Origin of the sequence: Mesorhizobium sp. M0678, from assembly GCF_040320505.1 — a bacterium.
Classification (GTDB): Bacteria; Pseudomonadota; Alphaproteobacteria; order Rhizobiales; family Rhizobiaceae; genus Mesorhizobium.
The window spans coordinates 392,947-412,702 of the sequence record NZ_JAMYPT010000001.1 but is presented as its reverse complement, the minus strand read 5'-3'; the positions used below and the strand labels follow the sequence as shown (position 1 = coordinate 412,702).

The 19,756-nt window shown below is 61.2% G+C and carries 19 protein-coding genes and 1 tRNA gene; 4 read left to right on the top strand and 16 right to left on the bottom strand.

The annotated features are described in order from the left end of the window. Nucleotides 1–45 precede the first annotated feature (45 nt). From plsY to NKI29_RS01930, 3 genes are read left to right on the top strand one after another with little or no spacing between them, the layout of a single operon-like run. The gene (gene plsY / locus NKI29_RS01940) at nt 46–633 is read left to right on the top strand and encodes a glycerol-3-phosphate 1-O-acyltransferase PlsY (protein WP_352455728.1); all 588 of its coding nucleotides are present in this window, start codon (nt 46–48) and stop codon (nt 631–633) included. After that, nucleotides 630–1,754 carry a DNA-processing protein DprA gene (gene dprA / locus NKI29_RS01935; protein WP_352540581.1) on the top strand — a complete coding sequence of 375 codons (1,125 nt, stop codon included), beginning with the start codon at nt 630–632 and terminating at the stop codon, nt 1,752–1,754. Before plsY ends, dprA begins: the two co-directional genes overlap by 4 nt. Nucleotides 1,755–1,800: 46 nt before the next feature. Beyond that, a complete protein-coding gene (locus tag NKI29_RS01930; RefSeq protein WP_352646487.1) occupies nt 1,801–2,196 on the top strand; it encodes a hypothetical protein in 396 nt (131 codons plus the stop codon). 88 nt (nt 2,197–2,284) lie between these two features. On the opposite strand, the gene NKI29_RS01925 is transcribed toward NKI29_RS01930, so the two are convergent. Beyond that, nucleotides 2,285–2,360 (bottom strand) — tRNA-Lys (locus tag NKI29_RS01925). 285 nt (nt 2,361–2,645) lie between these two features. Between NKI29_RS01925 and NKI29_RS01920 the strand changes: the two genes are divergently transcribed. After that, nucleotides 2,646–3,140: a BA14K family protein gene (locus NKI29_RS01920; RefSeq protein WP_352795425.1), complete on the top strand. Its 495-nt coding sequence runs from the start codon at nt 2,646–2,648 to the stop codon at nt 3,138–3,140. An 86-nt stretch (nt 3,141–3,226) separates the two neighbouring features. Here NKI29_RS01920 and glpK read toward each other — a convergent pair whose 3' ends face one another. The 15 genes from glpK to NKI29_RS01845 form a co-directional block, all read right to left on the bottom strand. Then, nucleotides 3,227–4,720 carry a glycerol kinase GlpK gene (glpK, locus tag NKI29_RS01915; protein WP_352795424.1) on the bottom strand — a complete coding sequence of 498 codons (1,494 nt, stop codon included), beginning with the start codon at nt 4,718–4,720 and terminating at the stop codon, nt 3,227–3,229. Nucleotides 4,721–4,866: 146 nt separating this feature from the next. Then, complete coding sequence (locus NKI29_RS01910) at nt 4,867–6,594, bottom strand: ABC transporter substrate-binding protein (RefSeq protein WP_352568715.1); 1,728 nt, start codon at nt 6,592–6,594, stop codon at nt 4,867–4,869. A gap of 78 nt (nt 6,595–6,672) precedes the next feature. Next, a complete protein-coding gene (locus tag NKI29_RS01905; RefSeq protein WP_031193610.1) occupies nt 6,673–6,939 on the bottom strand; it encodes a DUF2160 domain-containing protein in 267 nt (88 codons plus the stop codon). A 173-nt stretch (nt 6,940–7,112) separates the two neighbouring features. After that, nucleotides 7,113–8,027: a carbohydrate ABC transporter permease gene (locus NKI29_RS01900; RefSeq protein WP_352448784.1), complete on the bottom strand. Its 915-nt coding sequence runs from the start codon at nt 8,025–8,027 to the stop codon at nt 7,113–7,115. A gap of 1 nt (nt 8,028) precedes the next feature. Next, nucleotides 8,029–8,895 (bottom strand): carbohydrate ABC transporter permease, encoded by an 867-nt coding sequence (locus NKI29_RS01895; protein WP_023674893.1) that lies wholly within the window; start codon nt 8,893–8,895, stop codon nt 8,029–8,031. A 1-nt stretch (nt 8,896) separates the two neighbouring features. Then, nucleotides 8,897–9,964 (bottom strand): ABC transporter ATP-binding protein, encoded by a 1,068-nt coding sequence (locus NKI29_RS01890; protein WP_352568716.1) that lies wholly within the window; start codon nt 9,962–9,964, stop codon nt 8,897–8,899. A gap of 9 nt (nt 9,965–9,973) precedes the next feature. Further along, a complete protein-coding gene (locus NKI29_RS01885; RefSeq protein ID WP_352795421.1) occupies nt 9,974–11,053 on the bottom strand; it encodes an ABC transporter ATP-binding protein in 1,080 nt (359 codons plus the stop codon). Nucleotides 11,054–11,092: 39 nt separating this feature from the next. Then, complete coding sequence (gene glpD, locus NKI29_RS01880; RefSeq protein ID WP_352568717.1) at nt 11,093–12,619, bottom strand: glycerol-3-phosphate dehydrogenase; 1,527 nt, start codon at nt 12,617–12,619, stop codon at nt 11,093–11,095. 124 nt (nt 12,620–12,743) lie between these two features. Next, a complete protein-coding gene (locus NKI29_RS01875; RefSeq protein ID WP_023674889.1) occupies nt 12,744–13,511 on the bottom strand; it encodes a DeoR/GlpR family DNA-binding transcription regulator in 768 nt (255 codons plus the stop codon). A 128-nt stretch (nt 13,512–13,639) separates the two neighbouring features. Next, entirely contained in the window at nt 13,640–15,052 is a 1,413-nt protein-coding gene (locus NKI29_RS01870) for a pyridoxal phosphate-dependent decarboxylase family protein (RefSeq protein WP_352568718.1), read from the bottom strand. 61 nt (nt 15,053–15,113) lie between these two features. Continuing rightward, nucleotides 15,114–15,845: a proteasome-type protease gene (locus tag NKI29_RS01865; protein ID WP_254817354.1), complete on the bottom strand. Its 732-nt coding sequence runs from the start codon at nt 15,843–15,845 to the stop codon at nt 15,114–15,116. A gap of 31 nt (nt 15,846–15,876) precedes the next feature. Then, nucleotides 15,877–16,671, bottom strand: a complete 795-nt coding sequence (locus NKI29_RS01860; RefSeq protein WP_352455718.1) for a transglutaminase family protein — start codon at nt 16,669–16,671, stop codon at nt 15,877–15,879. A gap of 61 nt (nt 16,672–16,732) precedes the next feature. Next, entirely contained in the window at nt 16,733–17,674 is a 942-nt protein-coding gene (locus NKI29_RS01855; protein ID WP_023674885.1) for an alpha-E domain-containing protein, read from the bottom strand. 192 nt (nt 17,675–17,866) lie between these two features. Further along, the gene (locus tag NKI29_RS01850; RefSeq protein WP_352568719.1) at nt 17,867–19,279 is read right to left on the bottom strand and encodes a circularly permuted type 2 ATP-grasp protein; all 1,413 of its coding nucleotides are present in this window, start codon (nt 19,277–19,279) and stop codon (nt 17,867–17,869) included. A 172-nt stretch (nt 19,280–19,451) separates the two neighbouring features. Further along, complete coding sequence (locus NKI29_RS01845) at nt 19,452–19,688, bottom strand: Lrp/AsnC ligand binding domain-containing protein (protein ID WP_023674883.1); 237 nt, start codon at nt 19,686–19,688, stop codon at nt 19,452–19,454. Nucleotides 19,689–19,756: the final 68 nt, after the last annotated feature.

Here is a 19,756-nt window from a genome sequence, read left to right as displayed (position 1 = left end):
GTCACGGCTTAAAATCCGCTCAGCCAAGGAAAGTTCGGGGGAACAATGGCTTACAGTCCCGTCTTGGCATTGGTGTTCGGCTATCTTCTCGGCTCGATCCCGTTTGGCCTGCTGATCACCCGTGCCGCCGGCCTCGGCGACGTGCGCAACATCGGCTCCGGCAACATCGGCGCCACCAATGTGCTGCGCACCGGCAACAAGAGCTTGGCCGCGGCCACGCTTCTGCTCGACGCCCTTAAAGGCACCGCGGCGGTGCTGATCGCAGGTCGCTTTGCGCCCGAGCTCGGACTTTGGGCCGGCTTCGGCGCGTTTTTAGGTCATCTCTTTCCGGTCTGGCTCGGCTTCAAGGGGGGCAAGGGTGTCGCCACTTACCTTGGCGTGCTGATCGGCCTTGCCTGGCAGGCGGCGCTGATCTTCGCCGTCGTCTGGCTGGCGGTGGCCTTCCTGTTCCGCTTCTCCTCGCTTGCGGCATTGACGGCAGCAGTCGTGGTGCCCATGGCGCTGTATTTCCTGAGCACGCCGCAGATTGCCGGGCTTTTCGCGGCGATGAGCCTAATCGTCATCGTAAAGCACCGCGCCAACATTGCGCGGCTGCTTGCCGGCACCGAGGGTAAGATCGGGGCCAAGGAGTGAGCGAGCCCGACGCCGGGCCGCGCCTCAGCGACCGGCAGCGGCTGAGCTGGCTTCGTCTGATCCGCACGCCGAATGTCGGCCCGGCTTCCTTTCGCGACCTGATCAACCGGTTCGGTTCGGCCGAAGCAGCGCTATCGATGCTGCCCGAGCTGATGATTTCGGGTGGCGCCAAAAAAATCGTCCGCATCCCGTCCATTGCCGAGGCCGAGGCGGAGCTGGAGACCGCCCGGCGGGCTGGCGCCCGCTTCGTCGGCATCGGCGAAGCGGATTATCCGCCGCTGATGAAAAGCATGGATCATCCGCCGCCGCTGCTCGCGGTCAGGGGCAATAGCGCGGTGTTCCGCTTGCCAGCGGTCGCCATCGTCGGCGCTCGCAACGCATCGCTGGCCGGCATCAAGATGGCGCGGATGCTGGCGGCCGATCTCGGCCGCGACGGCTATGGCATCGTCTCCGGCCTGGCGCGCGGCATCGATACGGCCGCGCACCAGGGCAGCCTTGCGACTGGCACAATCGGCGTGCTCGCCGGCGGCCTCGATTTGCCCTACCCGCCCGAAAATGCCGGCCTGTGCGACGAGATCGCCGAGCGCGGCGGCGCCATCATTTCCGAAATGCCGTTTGGCTGGCAGCCGCGCGCACAGGATTTTCCGCGCCGCAACCGGCTCGTCGCCGGTGCTGCATTGGGATTGGTGGTGGTCGAGGCCGCACAGCGCTCCGGCTCACTGATCAGCGCCCGGCTTGCCGGCGAGATGGGCCGGCTGGTCTTTGCCGTTCCCGGTTCGCCGCTCGATCCGCGCGCTGCCGGCGCCAATGGCCTGCTCAAGGATGGCGCAACCCTTGTCACCGAGGCCGCCGATATCACCAGTGCGATCGCCCCGCTGGTCGGCGCCTGGGCCCCAAGGACATCGCCGCTTGAGGAGCCGCCCGACTTTTCGGCAACGCCGCCGCCGCGCGAGGACGACCGCGACCGCGTCGTCGAGGCGCTCGGCCCGACGCCGGTGGCGGTAGACGAGATCATCCGCCACACCGGCCTGCATCCCGCGCAAGTCTTCATGGTGCTGCTGGAGCTCGACCTCGCCGGCCGGCTCGAACGCCACGCCGGCGGCAACGTCTCACTGATCTGACCGAGAGCTTGCGCATGTCACGGCAAGCAATCCCGACGTGATCCCGATGGCCGATCCGAGCAACAAACCAAAGCAGACGCTGTTCACTCGCACGACGGCCCTCGTCTGGTCAGCGCTGAGCGTCATACTGGCGCTGCAATGGTCGATGGATCTCGGCATGTCGGGTTTTCCCGACGGCTACATAACGCCCTTCGCAAGAGCGACCAGCACGCTTTTGGGCATTCTGACGGCAGCCTGCATGGCCCAGGGTCTCTACTTTTTCTTGGCCGGTGTGTTGGGCAGGAAGGTAAGCGCTACCCGTCTCGGTGTACAAATCCTTGCCGCAGCGGTTCTTACCGTGGCGCCAGTGCTTATCGTGAAGGATTGTCCGGGTTCTCAGCTGTGCAGCAAGGCCTATGAGGCACTCACAGGCACCATGCTGGACGATGGGGCGGGCGGCTAAAGCCACTGCATGCGTTCGGCACGAGGTTGTCACCCAAGTCTTAGGTACAATCTGTTACCTATGTCTCCGGGTTGGACACTTTTGATTTTGGTGAGCGCGATGGGATTCGAACCCATGACCTACTGATTAAAAGTCAGTTGCTCTACCGGCTGAGCTACGCGCTCCCGCGGGCTCAGAAAGGCCGCCCTCGAAATTGCGCGGAACATAGGGAGAGTGCCTCTGCCGGTCAACCGGAAAAGACGGCTCGCAAACCGGACTGTCCTGCAGTGTCATCATGCCTTGCGGAGCGCTTCGGCGTCGACGGAACGGCCTCGTTCTCGCGCAAGACCGAAGCTCGCGCTTTGCGGGACAAGCGCAAGCAACGAATCGGAAGAACCTTTGCGGATCAGCAACTTGGGATTTTTGGCGGAACAATTTGCGCAGCCTGCCCGTTTCCCGCGATAAGGGACATGCGTTTCAAGGAGAAGACCATGAATAGGATCATGTCGGGCCTGCTGGCGACCACTCTTTCGATCTCATTCGCTGCCGCGGAGATCGTGCCAGTCAACGCTCAGCCCAGCTATGCGCCCCCGGCCCAGGGGCTCACCTCGAATGTCCAGACCGTCCAATACGAGCCGTGGCGGAGGCACCGGGGTTTCAATCGCGATTTCTCGCGTCGCCATTTCCGTCGCAATTTTTCGCGTGACGAAGGCATGTACTGGCGTGGCCATCGCGGCTATCGCGAATATCGTCGCGGCTATCGCCGTCACGGCGATTTCTGGTTCCCGCTGGCTGCGTTTGCTACTGGAGCGCTGATTACCGGCGCGATCGTCAACCAGAATCGTGTCTATCGTGGCGATGCCCACGTGCAGTGGTGCTATGACCGTTATCGGAGCTATCGCGCTTCTGACAACACTTACCAGCCCAACTACGGTCCGCGCCGGCAGTGCCGGTCGCCTTACTGAGTCCCAGATTAGAGGCTGCAAGCCCGCGCCCGAAACGGCGCGGGTTTTTCATTAGTGCGAATCCCGGGGCATCGGGGCATCCCTGCCTATTGCGTACTTAGCGTCCTGCGCACAGCGTGGCGCCAACCGGCCAGCTTGGCCGCACGTGTCGAAGCATCCATGTCCGGCTTGAACCGGCGCTCGAGCGCCCAACTCCTGGCGAATTCCGCGGCCTTCGGCCAGACACCCGCCTTCGAGCCGGCCAGCCAAGCCGCACCGAGTGCTGTCGTCTCGAGAATTGTCGGCCGGTCTACCGGCGCATCGAGAATGTCGGCCAGCCGCTGCATGGTCCAGTCCGACGCCACCATGCCGCCATCGACCCTGAGCACGGTCTTGGCCGAGGCGGCCTTCCAGTCCTTGCGCATGGCGTCAAGCAGGTCGCGTGTTTGGAACGCAACGGATTCCAGTGCCGCGCGGGCAAATTCCGCCGGCCCCGAATTGCGGGTCAGCCCGAAGATGGCGCCGCGCGCTCCGGCATCCCAGTGCGGTGCGCCGAGCCCGACGAAAGCCGGCACCAGATAGACGTTCTGCGTCGGATCGGCTTCCGCCGCCAATTTGCCGCTCTGCTCGGCCTTGCCGATTACCTTGATGCCGTCGCGCAGCCATTGCACGGCGGCGCCGGCGATAAAGATCGAGCCCTCCAGCGCATAGGTGGTCTTGCCGTTCAGCCTGTAGGCGATGGTGGTCAAAAGCCGGTTCTTCGAACGAACCAGATCGCTGCCGGTGTTGAGCAGCGCGAAGCAACCGGTGCCGTAGGTGGATTTCATCATGCCTGGCTCGAAACAGGCTTGGCCGATCGCCGCCGCATGCTGGTCGCCGGCCACACCGAGGATTCTGATCTCTGCACCAAACAGGCTTTTGTCGGTGATTCCAAAATCATCGGCACAATCTTTCACCTGCGGCAGCATTCTTGCAGGTATGCCGAAAATGGCCAGCAGCTCGTCGTCCCAAGCGTTTTGTTCGATGTTGTAGACCAGTGTGCGCGAGGCATTGGTGGCGTCAGTGGCGTGGACCTTGCCGCCAGTCAGGCGCCAAATCAGGAAACTGTCGATGGTGCCAGCCAGCAGTTCGCCCTTCTCGGCGCGTTTTCTGGCGCCCTTCACCTTGTCCAGCATCCAGGCGATCTTGGTGCCGGAGAAATAGGGATCGAGCAGCAGGCCGGTCTTTTTCGTGAATTTCTTCTCCAGCCCCAGCTTCTTCAGTTTCTGGCATAGCGGCGCGGTGCGGCGGTCCTGCCAGACAATCGCGTTGTGGATCGGCTTGCCGGTCTCCTTGTCCCAGATGACGACGGTTTCGCGCTGGTTGGTGATGCCGATCGCGGCGACTTCCGCTGCGTTGCGGCCGGCTGTCTTCAGCGCGGCTTTCACCGTTTCCACGACGCTTGCCCATATCTCCTCGGGATCGTGCTCGACCCAGCCGGAGGCCGGATAATATTGGGTGAATTCCTTTTGCCCGCTGCCGACGACCTTCATCTTGTCGTCGAACAGGATCGCCCGGCTCGATGTCGTCCCCTGGTCGATTGCAAGGATATATCCGGTCATTCTCTCTCCCGTCGAAGCGAGTTCAAAGGTGCTGCGATGTCTCGACGCCGGATGGCGCGGAGCCGTTCACGCAAACAGGGGAGACGGCAACATGCCGCCTCCCCTGAGCATGGCGATGCGGGCGCGGACGCCCGCATCAAACGGTCCTATTGCTGCCAGCTCTTCACCAGCTCGTCGTAGTTGATGGTGACCGGCTTTTCCTTCTCGTTCTCGATCTTGAGCTGAGGAGCGAGATTGCCCTTCTTGACCGCGTCCGTATTCCAGTAGGCGAGGTCATGCTCTTCGGCCATCTTCGGGCCGATATCGCCCTGGACGCCCGACTTCTCGATGCGGCTCATCACCTTTTCCTGCTCGCCGCAGAGCGAGTCCATCGCTTCCTGCGCGCTCTTGGCACCCGACGAAGCATCGCCGATCGCCTGCCACCAGAGCTGTGCCAGCTTCGGATAGTCCGGCACGTTGGTGCCGGTCGGCGACCACTGGACGCGCGCCGGCGAGCGGTAGAACTCGATCAAGCCGCCGAGCTTTGGCGCACGTTCGGTGAAGCTCTTGTCGTGGATCGTGCTCTCGCGGATGAAGGTCAGGCCGACATGGCTCTTCTTCACGTCGACCGTCTTCGAGGTGACGAACTGCGCGTAGAGCCAGGCGGCCTTGGCGCGGTCGGTCGGCGTCGACTTCATCAGCGTCCAGGAACCGACGTCCTGATAGCCGAGCTTCATGCCGTCCTTCCAGTAGACGCCATGCGGCGACGGCGCCATGCGCCATTTCGGCGTGCCGTCGTCGTTCAGCACCGCCTTGGCGCTGGCGTCGACCATGCTGGCGGTGAAGGCGGTGTACCAGAAGATCTGCTGGGCAACCGCGCCCTGCGCCGGAACTGGCCCCGATTCGGAGAAGGTCATGCCTTGGGCTTCCGCCGGTGCATAGGCCTTCAGCCAATCGAGGTACTTCTGGATGGCATAGACAGAAGCCGGACCATTGGTGTCGCCGCCGCGCGCCGTGCAGGAACCGACCGGACGCGAATTCTCGTCGACCTTGATGCCCCATTCGTCGACGGGCAGACCGTTCGGAATGCCCTTGTCGCCATTGCCGGCCATCGACAGCCAGGCGTCGGTGAACCGCCAGCCGAGCGACGGGTCCTTCTTGCCATAGTCCATATGGCCGTAGACCTTCTTGCCGTCGATCTCACGCCCGGTGAAGAACGCTGCAATGTCCTCATAGGCCGACCAGTTCACCGGCACGCCGAGGTCGTAGCCGTATTTGGCCTTGAAGTCCGCCTTGTTCTTCTCGTCGTTGAACCAGTCGTAACGGAACCAGTAGAGGTTGGCGAACTGCTGGTCGGGAAGTTGGTAGAGTTTCTTGTCGGGCGCGGTGGTGAACGAAGTGCCGATGAAATCCTTCAGGTCGAGATTCGGGTTGGTGACATCCTTGCCGTCGCCTGCCATCCAGTCGGTCAGGTTGCGCACCTGCTGGTAGCGCCAGTGCGTGCCGATCAGATCGGAATCGTTGACCCAGCCGTCATAGAGGTTCTGGCCGGTCTGCATCTGGGTCTGGATCTTCTCGACGACGTCGCCTTCCTGGATGACGTCATGCGTAACCTTGATGCCGGTGATGGCCGTAAAGGCCGGCGCCAGCACCTGCGATTCATACTGATGCGTGGCGATGGTTTCGGAAACCACCTTGATATCCATGCCGGCGAAAGGTTTCGCGGCATCGATGAACCATTGCATCTCGGCTTCCTGGTCGGCGCGCGAAAGCGTCGAAAGGGGCCCGATTTCCTTATCGAGGAAGGCCTTGGCCTCGTCCATTCCGGCATAGGCATTGCTTGCCCCGAGCAACAGGACAAGCGCAGTTGTTGATGTCAAGAATTGCCGTCGCATGTATTTCCTCCACTGTTAAAGTTCAAAGTGCGATCTGGATCGGCGGCCGGCACGCCGCCGTTCCAACAGTTTCCCCCTCTATACGTAGCGGAACACGCCGACGGCGTAGACCACGGAGAGAGCGAGAGCCCACCACAGATTGGGTCCGACTAGACCCAGCCAAGCGAGATGGATAAAGGCGCTGCCAAGCAGCGACAGGAACAGGCGGTCGCCACGCGTCGTTTCGAACCGCAGCACGCCGACGCGCGGATTGCCGCCCGGCGAGACGTATTCCCACACCGCCATGCCGCAAAGCAGCAGAAAGATGGTTCCAAAGAAGGCCGCGGTCGGCCACGTCCAGGCCATCCACGAAAAATCGAGGTTGGACGAGAGGTTAAATCCCCACAGTCGGATATTAGCCGGATCGCTGAAGCCTACCGTTATTGCCACGAAATCGATTTGAAGTGCCACCCAGGCCACGACGACCAGGGCGAGAAGCAGCACGGCCCACCACCATGGGCTTCTGTCGACCTGCTCCATCATACCCTCCCCAGGGCAAAGCCCTTGGCGATGTAGTTGCGCACAAACCAGATGACGAGCGCGCCGGGAATCAGCGTCAGCACGCCGGCTGCGGCGAGCAGCCCCCAATCCATGCCGGCGGCCGAAACGGTGCGGGTCATGGTCGCGGCGATCGGCTTGGCATCGGTTGTCGTCAGCGTACGGGCGATCAAGAGCTCCACCCACGAGAACATGAAGCAGAAGAAGCACGCGACGCCGATGCCGCTCGCAATCAGCGGCATGAAGATCTTGATGAAGAAGCGCGGGAACGAATAGCCGTCGATATAGGCGGTCTCGTCGATCTCCTTGGGTACGCCCGACATGAAGCCTTCGAGGATCCACACCGCCAGCGGCACGTTGAACAGGCAATGCGCCAGAGCCACGGCGATGTGGGTGTCGATAAGGCCGAAGGCCGAATAAAGCTGGAAGAATGGCAGCGCGAACACCGCCGGCGGCGCCATGCGGTTGGTCAGCAGCCAGAAGAACAGATGCTTGTCGCCGAGGAAGCGATAGCGCGAAAAGGCATAGGCAGCAGGCAGTGCCGCAGCCACCGAAATCACCATGTTCATAACCACATAGGTGATCGAGTTGATGTAGCCAGAGTACCAGGACGCGTCGGTGAAGATGGTGCGGTAATTCGCCAATGTCGGTGCGTGCGGGTAGAGCGTCAGCGACGAGACGATCTCGCCATTGGTCTTGAAGCTCATATTGATGAGCCAGTAGATCGGCAAAAGCAGAACGATGATGTAGAGCGTCGGCACGATCCACCACCAACGCGACTCCTCGCCGCGACGGCGCATCAGCCGTGCGATCTCGTCCTGCCGTAGCGTGCTGGCGAGCCCTTCCGAAGCTGTCGTCTCGCTCACCCTATCGGCTCTCTCTTCGGTGCGGCTCATCTCAACGCTCCGCGTCGTAATTGGTCATCACGGTGTAGAACACCCATGACAACAACAGGACGATAAGGAAGTAGACCAGCGACATCGCCGCCGCCGGGCCGAGGTCGAACTGGCCGAGCGCGGTCTTGACGAGATCGATCGAAAGAAAGGTCGTCGAGTTGCCGGGTCCGCCGCCGGTCACCACGAACGGTTCGGTGTAGATCATGAAGCTATCCATAAAGCGCAGCAGCACGGCGATCAGCAGCACGCGGTTCATCTTCGGCAGCTGGATGTAACGGAACACCGCCCAGCGCGAGGCACCGTCGATCTTGGCCGCCTGATAAAAGGCATCCGGGATCGAGACCAGGCCGGCATAGCAGAGCAGAACGACGAGGCTGGTCCAATGCCAGACGTCCATGATGATGACCGTGACCCAGGCGTCATATGGGTCTTGCACATAATTATAGTCGATGCCGAGCGCGTTGACGTAATAGCCGAGCAGGCCAATGTCGTTGCGCCCGAACACCTGCCAGATGGTGCCGACGACGTTCCACGGGATCAGCAGCGGCAACGCCATCAAAACAAGGCAAACGGGCACGCCCCAACCCTTCTTCGGCATATTGAGCGCAATGAAGATGCCGAGCGGCACTTCGATCGCCAGGATGATGAAGGAGAAGACAAGGTTGCGGATCATCGCCTGCCAGAAGCGGCTGGAGGAAAGCAGTTCCTCGAACCATTCCGTGCCGGCCCAGAAGAAGACGTTATTGCCGAAAGTGTCCTGCACCGAATAATTGACGACCGTCATCAGCGGTATGACCGCCGAGAACGCCACCAGCAGCAGCACCGGCAGCACCAGGAACCAGGCTCTGTTGTTCCAGGTCTTTTCCACTTCAGGCCCCCATCTCGATGCGCCAGGAATCGGCATAGATGTTGATGCCGGCCGGGTCGAACCGCACCTTCGGATCAGCCGGAACTGTCTCGTCCTCGCCGATGACGGCGGCGATCTCGCGTCCTTCGAGATTGGCACGGACCACCTTGTGGCGGCCGACGTCCTCGACCTTGCTGACCCGGACGGCCATGCCCTGGCTGCCCAGGCGAACATATTCGGGACGGATGCCGAGCTCGATGGCGCCGCCGCCCGCCTTGGGCACGCCCGGCAGTTCGATCTGCTGCGAGCCCAGCTTCGCTGTCTTGCCGTCGATCGCCACCGGCATGACATTCATGCCGGGCGAGCCGATGAAATAGCCGACAAAGGTGTGGCGCGGGCGCTCGAACAGCTCCGCCGGTGTGCCGATCTGCACGATTTCGCCGTCATACATGACGACCACCCTGTCGGCGAAGGTCAACGCCTCGGTCTGGTCGTGCGTGACATAGACCATGGTGTAGCCGAAGCGGCGGTGAAGCTGCTTCAACTGCGAGCGCAGCACCCATTTCATATGCGGGTCGATGACGGTCAAAGGCTCGTCGAACAGGATGGCATTGACGTCGGAGCGCACCAGCCCGCGTCCGAGCGAGATTTTCTGCTTCTGGTCGGCGGTCAGTCCGCGCGCCTTTCGTTTGGCCATATCGGCCAGCCCGGTCATCTCCAGCGTCTCGCGCACCTTGCGGTCGACGTCGGCCTCCGGCACGCCGCGATTGCGCAGCGGGAACGCCAGATTGTCGTAGACGGTCATCGTGTCGTAGATCACCGGGAACTGGAAGACCTGGGCAATGTTGCGCTCTTGGGTCGACAGATTGGTCACGTCCCTGCCGTTGAACAGCAGCTGGCCATGCGAGGGATGCAGCAATCCCGAAATGATGTTGAGCAGCGTGGTCTTGCCGCAGCCGGATGGGCCGAGCAGCGCATAAGCGCCGCCATCCTCGAACGTGTGGTGCACTTCCTTCAGCGCGAAATCGGCATCCGTGCGCGGGTTCTGCAGATAGGAGTGGCGGATATGATTGACATCGATGCGCGCCATCGCTTCCTCCTAAGCCGCCAGGTTCGGCGCGGCCACGGCGCGGCCGTGCTCGTCGAAGACCATGATGTGGCGCGGGTCGATGAACACCTCGACCTCCTCGTCCGGCTCGAAGTCGCGAATGCCGTGGGTCAGCATGACCCAGCGCGCATCGGCAAAATCGAGATGGATGAAGCTTTCCGATCCGGTGATCTCGGTGATCGTCACCTTTGCGCGCACCGGCACTGCGGCGGCGTTGGGTCGATCGAGGGACAGATGATGAGGCTGGAAGCCGATCGTATAGATCGCATCGGCAATGCCGAAGAGTTCGGCCGGCACCGGCAACTTCACGCCGCCCTCGAGCAGGAAATCCAGGCCCTTCTTGGCAAGCACGATGGTGTTGAGCGGCGGATCGGCGAAGGTTCTCGCCGTCACCAGATCGACCGGTTTGCGGAACACTTCGATGGTCGGCCCGAACTGGGTGATGCTGCCCTCGGAAAGCGTCGCCGTGTTGCCGCCGAGCAACAAGGCCTCGTGCGGCTCGGTCGTGGCATAAACAAAGATTGTACCGGCGGCCGCGAAGACTTTCGGCAGTTCCGCGCGTAATTCTTCACGCAGCTTGTAGTCGAGATTGGCGAGCGGCTCGTCGAGCAGCACGAGGCTGGCATTCTTGACGATGGCGCGGGCCAGCGCGGTGCGCTGCTGCTGGCCGCCCGACAGACTGAGAGGCGTCCGGTCGAGATAGGGCGTTAGTTTGAGAAGGGCGGCGGCATTGCGCACCTCCCTGTCGATCGTTGCCTGATCCGTGCCGGCCACCCGCAGCGGTGAGGCAATGTTTTCGTAGACCGTCATCGCCGGATAATTGATGAATTGCTGGTAGACCATGGCGACGTTGCGCTTTTGCACCGGCATGCCGGTGACATCCTTGCCATCGAACCAGACCGAGCCCGAGGTCGGCACGTCGAGGCCCGCCATCAGCCGCATCAGGCTGGTCTTGCCGGAGAGCGTCGGCCCGAGCAGGACGTTGAGCGAGCCGTGCTGAAGCGTCAGCGAGACGTCGCGGATATGTTCCGCCGCACCCACCGTCTTCGTCACGTTTCTCAGTTCAAGCATGATGCCTCCTCCCAGGCTTTCTGCATCAGTCGGCCGTTCCTATTCGGCAGCCGCTACGTGCTGCCGGCTTATTCCGCGCATGAACTCGTCGAGCACTGCCGCCTGCTCACGGCTGAGACGCAGGCCGCGCTTGGTCCGGCGCCACAATACATCCTCGGCAGTCATCGCCCATTCGTTTTCGACTAGGTAGCGCACCTCGGCTTCGTAGAGATCGGCGCCGAAGTTGCGGCCAAGATCGACGTTCGACTTGGCGAGGCCCAGCAGCTTCCTTGCGCGGGTGCCGTAGAGCCGGGTCAACCGGCGGGCCAGCCGGGCGTCGAGGAACGGGTACGCCGTTTTCAGTTTCGCCACCTCGGCATCGAAGCCGGTGACGGGAAAGTCACCGCCGGGCAGCGGCGCGTTTGCCGTCCATGGTTTGCCGCGCTTGCCGAGAAAACCCTCGATCTTCTCGAGCATCGATTCCGACAATCGGCGGTAGGTCGTGATCTTGCCGCCAAAGGCGTTGACGATCGGGGCGGCACCCTCGCCTCCATCGGCCTTCAGCACATAGTCTCGGGTGGCTTCCTGCGCCTTTGAGGCGCCATCGTCGTAGAGCGGTCGCACCGCGGAATAGGTCCAGACGATATCCGACGGCTTGACCGGCTGCGCGAAATATTCGCTTGCCGCAGCGCAGAGATAGTCGATCTCGGCGTCATTGATCCTGACGTTGTGCGGATCGCCGGGATAGTCACGGTCGGTCGTGCCGATGAGCGTGAATTCGTCCTCGTAAGGGATGGCGAAAATGATGCGCCCGTCCTTATTCTGAAAGAAATAGGCGCGTGGGTCGTCGAATTTCTTGCCCACGACGATATGGCTGCCTTGTACGAGGCGGACATTGTGCACGTCGTTCAAGCCGACGGTGGCCGACAGCACCTGATCGACCCACGGGCCGGCGGCATTGACCAGCAGCCGCGCCTTGACCTCCTCGGTATGGCCGGTCCGCACATTTTCAAGCCTGACCGTCCAGAGATTGCCTTCGCGGCGTGCGCTGACGACCTTTGTTCGGGTTCGAATGGTTGCGCCGCGCTCGGCAGCGTCGCGGGCGTTCAACACAACCAGCCGGGCATCGTTGACCCAACCGTCCGAATATTCGAACGCCTTTCGAAACAGCGGCTTCAGCGGCTTGCCGGCCGGATCCTTGGCCATGTCCAGCGTTTTCGTCGGCGGCAGCAATTTGCGCCCGCCAATATGGTCGTAGAGGAAAAGCCCGAGCCGGATGAGCCAGGCAGGACGCAGTCCCTTGGCGTATGGCAGCACGAAGCGCATCGGCCAGATGATATGCGGCGCGTTCCTCCACAGGACCTCGCGTTCCATCAGCGCTTCCCGCACCAGGCGGAATTCGTAGAATTCGAGATAGCGCAAGCCGCCATGGATCAGTTTGGTCGAGCCGGAAGAGGTCCCGCTGGCCAGATCGTTCATCTCGGCAAGAAAAACCGAAAAGCCACGTCCAACGGCATCGCGGGCGATGCCGCAGCCATTGATGCCGCCACCGATGACGAAAATGTCATGAATCGGTGATGCGCTCAAGAATCCTCCCTCGATTTCGCATTGCAGCATTTTTGGGTTCTTGCGAAACCGTAGAGGAATTATTTCGAAATGATAACGAATGTCAAACGAAATATGATAGGCGGAAGATGCCGCTACGGCATCTCTAGGATAGCGACGTTTCGATCAGCTGAACTTCTGCCTCCTGGCAGATCTTACGCACCGACGGGATGTCGCAACGATCGGTGATAAAGGTGTTGACCTGCGACAGATGGCCGATGCGGACGGGCGCGGTGCGCTCGAATTTGGTCTGGTCCGACACCAGGATCACATGTCGGGCGTTGGCGATGATCGCCTGAGCCACCTTCACCTCGCGAAAATCGAAGTCGAGCAGTGCGCCGTCATGGTCGATGGCCGAGGCGCCGATCACCGCAAAATCGACCTTGAACTGCCTGATGAAATCGACCGCGGCCTCGCCGACCACACCGCCGTCGGAACCGCGCACGACACCGCCGGCGATCACGACCTCGATCGAAGGATATATGCGCATCCTGTTGGCAACATTGATGTTATTGGTGATGACCATCAGGCCGCTGTGATCGAGCAGCGACTTGCTGACAGCTTCCGTCGTTGTCCCGATATTGATGAACAGAGACGCGTTGTCGGGGATCAGCCGGGCTGCTGCGCGGCCGATCGCCTCCTTCTCCTCGGCGGCGATCTTGCGCCGAGCCTCATATTCCATGTTCTCGATGCCGGAGGGGAACAATGCCCCGCCATGGATGCGGGACAAAAGCCGTTGGTCGCAGAGATCGTTGAGATCCTTGCGGATCGTCTGCGGCGTCACGTTGAAATGCGTCGCCAGCTCCTCGACCAGTACGCGGCCATGGTCCTTGGCCATCTGGATGATTTCGGAATGACGCGGCGACAGATACATCTAGCAACCTCTCATTTTCGTTTTTCTCGTCTATAGCTGAAAACGAAAGCCATGAACAGGTATGGGCCGGCTAATGAAAATCGGGCGACTGCAGAGAGAAAAGCTCCGGCGCAATCTCGACGAGGGTATCAACTCAGCCCCCGCGCGATCTCAGTGATGACCTCGAAAGCAGTATCGACGTCCGCCGCAGTCGTTTCGAACTGCCCGACCTGAAAGCGGATCGCCACCTGCCCGTCCACCCGGGTCTGCGTCAGGTAAATGCGGCCGTCATCGTTGATCGCGTTGACCAGCCGCAAATTGTGCTCGTCAAGGCCGATTCCCGCAGCCGCGAGATGGCGGAATGAGAACAGCGACAGCATCGGTTGCGTGACGATCTCCAAATCCGGTTCCCGAGCCAGCCGCGCGGCGAGGCTCTCGCTCCAGGCAACATGGTTGCGGATCATGGTCCGCAGATTTTCCAAGCCATGCGCACGCAGCAGGAACCAAAGTTTCAGCGCGCGGAATCTTCGGCCGAGCGGCACCGACCATTCGGAGTAGTTGATGACCCCGTCGCGGCCATGCGTCTTGAGGAATTCGGGCTTGATCGCCAGCGTGCGGACCAGATCTTCCGGCTGGCGGATGAACTGCATCGAGCAATCGAACTGTGCCCCCAACCATTTATGCGGGTTGAAGACGATGGAATCGGCATTTTCGGCGCCGGTCCAGAAATGCCGGAACTCGGGGCAGATCATGGCGGAGCCGGCCCATGCGGCATCGACATGCAGGTAGAGCCCGTGCCGCTTCGCCACCTCGGCAACAGCCGCCACATTGTCGGTGCCGCCGGTACTTGTGCCGCCGACGCTGGCGATGATGCCCGCCGGCAGCATGCCGTTTTCGCGGTCGGTAACGATCGCGGCTTCCAGAGCCGCCGTCTGCATGGCGCGGAAGCGTCCGGCGACCGGAATGCGCACGAGGTTCGCCTCGCCGATCCCCGACACCCAGATCGCCCGGTCGATGGAAGTATGGACCTGGTCGGAAGAATAGATCCGCACGACCGGCTGCCCTTGCAAGCCGTTCTTGTTGCCTTGCCAGTCGAGCGCGCGCTCGCGCATGGTCAGCACGGCGGCAAGCGTCGCCGATGAAGCCGAATCCTGCATGACGCCGGAAAATCCCTCCGGCAAACCAAGCGCCTGCCGCATCCAGTCGACGACCCGCGTCTCGAGCTCGGTTGCCGCCGGCGAGGTCTGCCAGAGCATGCATTGCGCGGCCATCGCGGAAACCAGATACTCGGCCACGACTGAGACCGGTGCCGCATTGGCCGGGAAATATGCGAAGAAACGCGGATGCTGCCAGTGCGTCATGCCAGGCAGGATCTTTTGTTCGAAATCGGCGAAGATTGCCTGCATCGTTTCACCGTCTTCCGGCGGCGCGGCATCGACGCTTTTGAAGATTTCGCCCGGCTCGACAAGCGGCCGCACCGGTCTCTCGCGAAGGCTGTTTCTGTAGTCGACGCCCCATTCAGCCGCTCGCAGCGACCACTCGCGGAATTCGTTGCTATTCATCTTCTTCGCCTCCGTGGCGCCTCATCGAGCCGCGATCAAAGAGCACGAAAAACGAAGGTTTTCATTCGGGAAAATCAGGCAGACTGGCAAAGGCGGTCTTCAGCGCGTTCGACCAGCTATCCGAGATCGTACGATAATATTGATCGTCCTGGGTTATTCGCTTTTTGAGGCCGACCTTGAAAGTGTCCTTTTCATAGAACAGCAGGTCGAGCGGCAGGCCGACCGACAGGTTCGACTTCAGCGTCGAGTCGAACGACACTAGCAGCAATTTCACCGTCTCGGCGAAACTCATCGTCCTTTCATAAGCGCGGATAATGATCGGCTTGCCGTATTTGGTCTCACCGATCTGGAAGAACGGCGTGTCGTCGGTCGATTCGATGAAATTGCCTTCCGGATAGATCATGAACAGGCGCGGCGCGCTGCCCTTGATCTGACCGCCGAGGATGAAGGAGGCGTTGAAGTAGGAATCCGCCTTTTCGCCAGCCGGCGACGAACTGGCGATGACCTCCTTGACGGTGTCTCCGACCAACCGGACTGTCTGGTACATGGAGGGCGTTTCGAGCAGCGTGGCACGGCGCTCCGCCACTGCCTTGGTGCGTTCGTCGAGCAGGCTGACCACGGCCTGCGTCGTCGCCAGATTGCCGGCCGACATCAAAACGATGACGCGCTCGCCCGGCTCTTCCCAGACATGCATCTTCCTGAAGGTCGAGATCGAATCCATGCCGGCGTTGGTGCGCGTGTCCGACATGAACACGAGCCCGCGATCGATCTTCAGGCCGACGCAATAGGTCATCGAATCTCTTTGGCAACAATCTTGCCGGGGATTACTGCTCCACGGTGACGGTGACCGCAAGCTGTTCTTCCGCCTGTCCCAGCCGAATTCCAGATACCGGCGTGGCGTCGCGATAATCGCGGCCGGTCGCCACCTTCACATAACGCTCGTCCGGAGAAATGCCGTTGGCGACATCGAAGGCGACCCAGCCGAGGCCCGAGACATGCGCCTCGGCCCAAGCGTGGCTTGCCGCCTGCTCGATCGCCGCATCCATCATCAGGTAGCCGCTGATATAGCGGGCCGGAAAATCCATGGCACGCGCCGCGGCAACGAAGATGTGGCTGTGGTCCTGGCAAACGCCGGTCTTGAGCGCCAGGGCCTCTTCGGCCGGCGTCGTCACGTTGGTGGTGTCCGGCGTATAAGCGACGCGCTCGCCGATCACCGCCATCAACCGGTGCAGCCTTTCGATGTCGGTACCCTTGCCGACCGAGGCAGCAAGCTCGCGAATGCCGCTGCCGATCGTCGTCAGCGGCGTTTCCTGGCCGAACAGCCAGAGCGGCGCGAAACCCTGGTGCGGTCCGCAGACGCCAGCGGTGTCGCGCGTCACCACTTCGCCGGCTGCTTCGACGGTGATGAAGTCGCGCTCGCCCTCGACGCTCAACAGCCGGGTATCATTGCCGAAATGGTCGGTGAAGCGCACTTCCTCGCGTGCGCCTTCGATCTTCAGCGCCCAGGACAGTACCGTCTGGGTGCGCCCGTTCACCGGGAGCAGCCGCAAACGCTGCAACAAATAATGCACCGGCGCATCGTAGCGGTATTCCGTCCGGTGGGTGATCTTCAGCCGCATCGCACTCGTCCCTGGAGCATGAGCTTTTCCGAAAACCGGTCTCCGCTTTTTGGGGTCATGCTCAATAGAACCTGTAATCCTGCGCGATCTCGTCGCCGAGCCTGGTGTTGTCGCGGATGAAATTGGCCAGGAATTCGTGCAGGCCGGCGTCGAAAATATCCTTGATCGACCCGGCCGTCAGCATGGCCTGGGTCTTGGCAGCCGTCGCATGACAGGCGTGGCGCTCCCCATAGTCGTCACCCAGGAATTTGAGATGCTCCGTCAGGAAGCGGTAGCAAAAGGTCAGCGAGCGCGGCATGCGGACGTTGAGGATCAGATAATCGGCGATGTTGCTCGGCTTGTAGTCGGCATCATAGACCCAGCGATAGGAACGGTGCGCCGACACCGAGCGCAGGATCGATTCCCACTGGTAGTTGTCGAGCGTCGAGCCGACCCAGGAGATCGACGGCAACAGCACATAGTATTTCACATCCAGGATGCGCGCGGTGTTGTCGGCGCGTTCGACATAAGTGCCGAGCTGCGAGAAATCGAAAATCTCGTTGCGCAGCATCGTGCCGTAGAACGAGCCGCGGATCAGCGCCGTCTCGCGCTTGATTGCGTCGAGTGCGTTGGGCAGGTCGCGCTCGTCGATCGGCTTGGCCAGCATCCGCTTCAGCGACATCCAGGCTTCGTTGATGCTTTCCCAGGTTTCACGCGTCAGTGCCGTGCGCACCATGCGGGCATTGTTACGGGCCGTTTCGATAGACGACATCGTGCTCGACGGGTTCGATGTGTCGCGCAGCAGATAGTCGGCGACATTGGCGGCGGTGTAGTCGGAATATTTCTGCGTGAAGCTGGCGTCTGAACCGGCGCTGAGCAGCACCGAATTCCACTCCTCCGAAGCGTTCTGGGTACGAGTCAGCGCCATGCGCAGGCCGGCATCCACCAATCGCGCCATGTTTTCCGCCCGCTCGATGTAGCGGTTCATCCAGTAGAGCCCGTTGGCGGTGCGGCCGAGAAGCATGTCAGGCGGTCCTGTGGTGAATAGTGAAAGGTGAATGGTGAATGGTGACTATCCAGATTCCAGGGCGCGATTCCGCGCGCTTCACTTCAGGGCATTTCACCAACATCAACGACCCATATCCTTATCTATTCACTATTCACTATTCACTATTCACTATTCACCATTCGCTATTCCCTACTCGCTACTTCCACTCTAATCATCCAACACCCACGTATCCTTCGTGCCCCCGCCTTGCGAGGAATTGACGACCAGCGAGCCTTCCTTGAGCGCTACTCGGGTCAGCCCGCCGGGCACGATCTGGATACGGTCGGAAACCAGCACATAGGGGCGCAGATCGACATGGCGCGGCGCCAGCCCCTTGTCCGTCAGGATCGGACAGGTCGACAGCGCCAGCGTCGGCTGAGCAATGTAGTTCGACGGTTTTGCCGCGAGCTTTTTGGAAAAATCCTCGCATTCCTTCTTGGTCGCCGCCGGACCGACCAGCATGCCGTAACCGCCGGACCCGTGGACCTCCTTGATAACCAATTCATCGATGTGCTCGAGCACGTATTCCAGGCTGTCCGGCTCCGAGCAGCGCCAGGTCGGGATGTTGCCGAGCATCGCCTTGCGGCCGGTGTAGAATTCGACGATCTCGGGCATGTACGAATAGATCGCCTTGTCGTCGGCGATGCCGGTTCCCGGCGCATTGGCGATCGTGATGTTGCCGGCGCGGTAGACGTCCATAATGCCCGGCACGCCAAGTGCCGAGTCGGGGCGGAAGGTCAGCGGATCGAGGAACGAGTCGTCGACACGCCGGTAAAGCACGTCGATCTGCTTGTAGCCCTCGGTGGTGCGCATCGCGACATGGCCATCGACGACGCGCAGATCCTGCCCCTCGACAAGCTGCACGCCCATCTGGTCGGCAAGGAAAGCATGTTCGAAATACGCCGAGTTGAAGCTACCCGGCGTCAGCACGGCAATGGTCGGCGCGCCCTTGGTGCTTTGCGGCCGCACTGCCGCCAGGGACTGGCGCAAGAGCTGCGGGTAATTCTCAACCGGCCGCACCTTGATCTGCTGGAACAGCTCGGGGAAGAGCTGCATCATCGTCTCACGATTCTCCAGCATGTAGGAGACGCCGGACGGCGTGCGCGCATTGTCCTCCAGCACGTAGAACTCGTTCTCGCTGATGCGTACGATGTCGACGCCGATGATGTGGGTATAGACGCCGGCCGGCGGCCGCACCCCGATCATCTCGGGCAGGAACGCCTCGTTCTTGGCGATCAACTCCTTCGGCACCCGGCCGGCGCGCAAGATCTCCTGGCGATGGTAGATGTCGTCGAGAAAGGCGTTCAGCGCCTGGACGCGCTGCTCGATGCCTTGCGTCAGCCGTCGCCATTCATTGCCCGAAATGATGCGCGGAACGATATCGAAGGGTATCAGCCGCTCCGATGCTTCCTGCTCGCCGTAGACGGCGAAAGTGATGCCTGTCTTGCGAAAGACGCGTTCGGCGTCCTGCATCTTCTCGGTAAGTCTGGCCGGGTCCTGTTCCTTCAGCCAGCGATCGTAAGCCGAATACGGTTTTCTCAGCCCGGAAACTTCCGGAAGCATTTCATCGAACGCTGCCAATCGCATACTCCCCTGTGGCGCCATTTCACTGGCCTCGCTGGAGAAAATCAAGCGCAATCGGTGATTTGTTGGGCGCCGGCGATCAGTATATCGCACTTGCCTAAAATTAAGGCAGCACCAATAGGGCCTTGATCAGGCTTTGCCTGGTGTCCGGGCAGATGCCGGATGCGGATCAAAAAGCGCGAAAGGTGACGACCGTGAACGTGTCCTTGATGCCCGGGAGAATCTGCACTTTCTCGTTGACGAAGTGGCCGATGTCTTCCTCGTCGTCGACATAGAATTTGGCGAGCAGGTCGTAGTTTCCGGCTGTCGAGTAGATTTCCGAAGCAATCTCGGCATCGGCCAGGGCGCTGGCAACGTCGTAGGCCTTGCCCAGATCGCACTTTATCTGCACGAAAAATGCCTTCATTGCCTGGTCCTGCTCACATCGCACGCTCTAGGTATAATCGAGCGGCCCTTGTGGCAGACTGCCGTTCG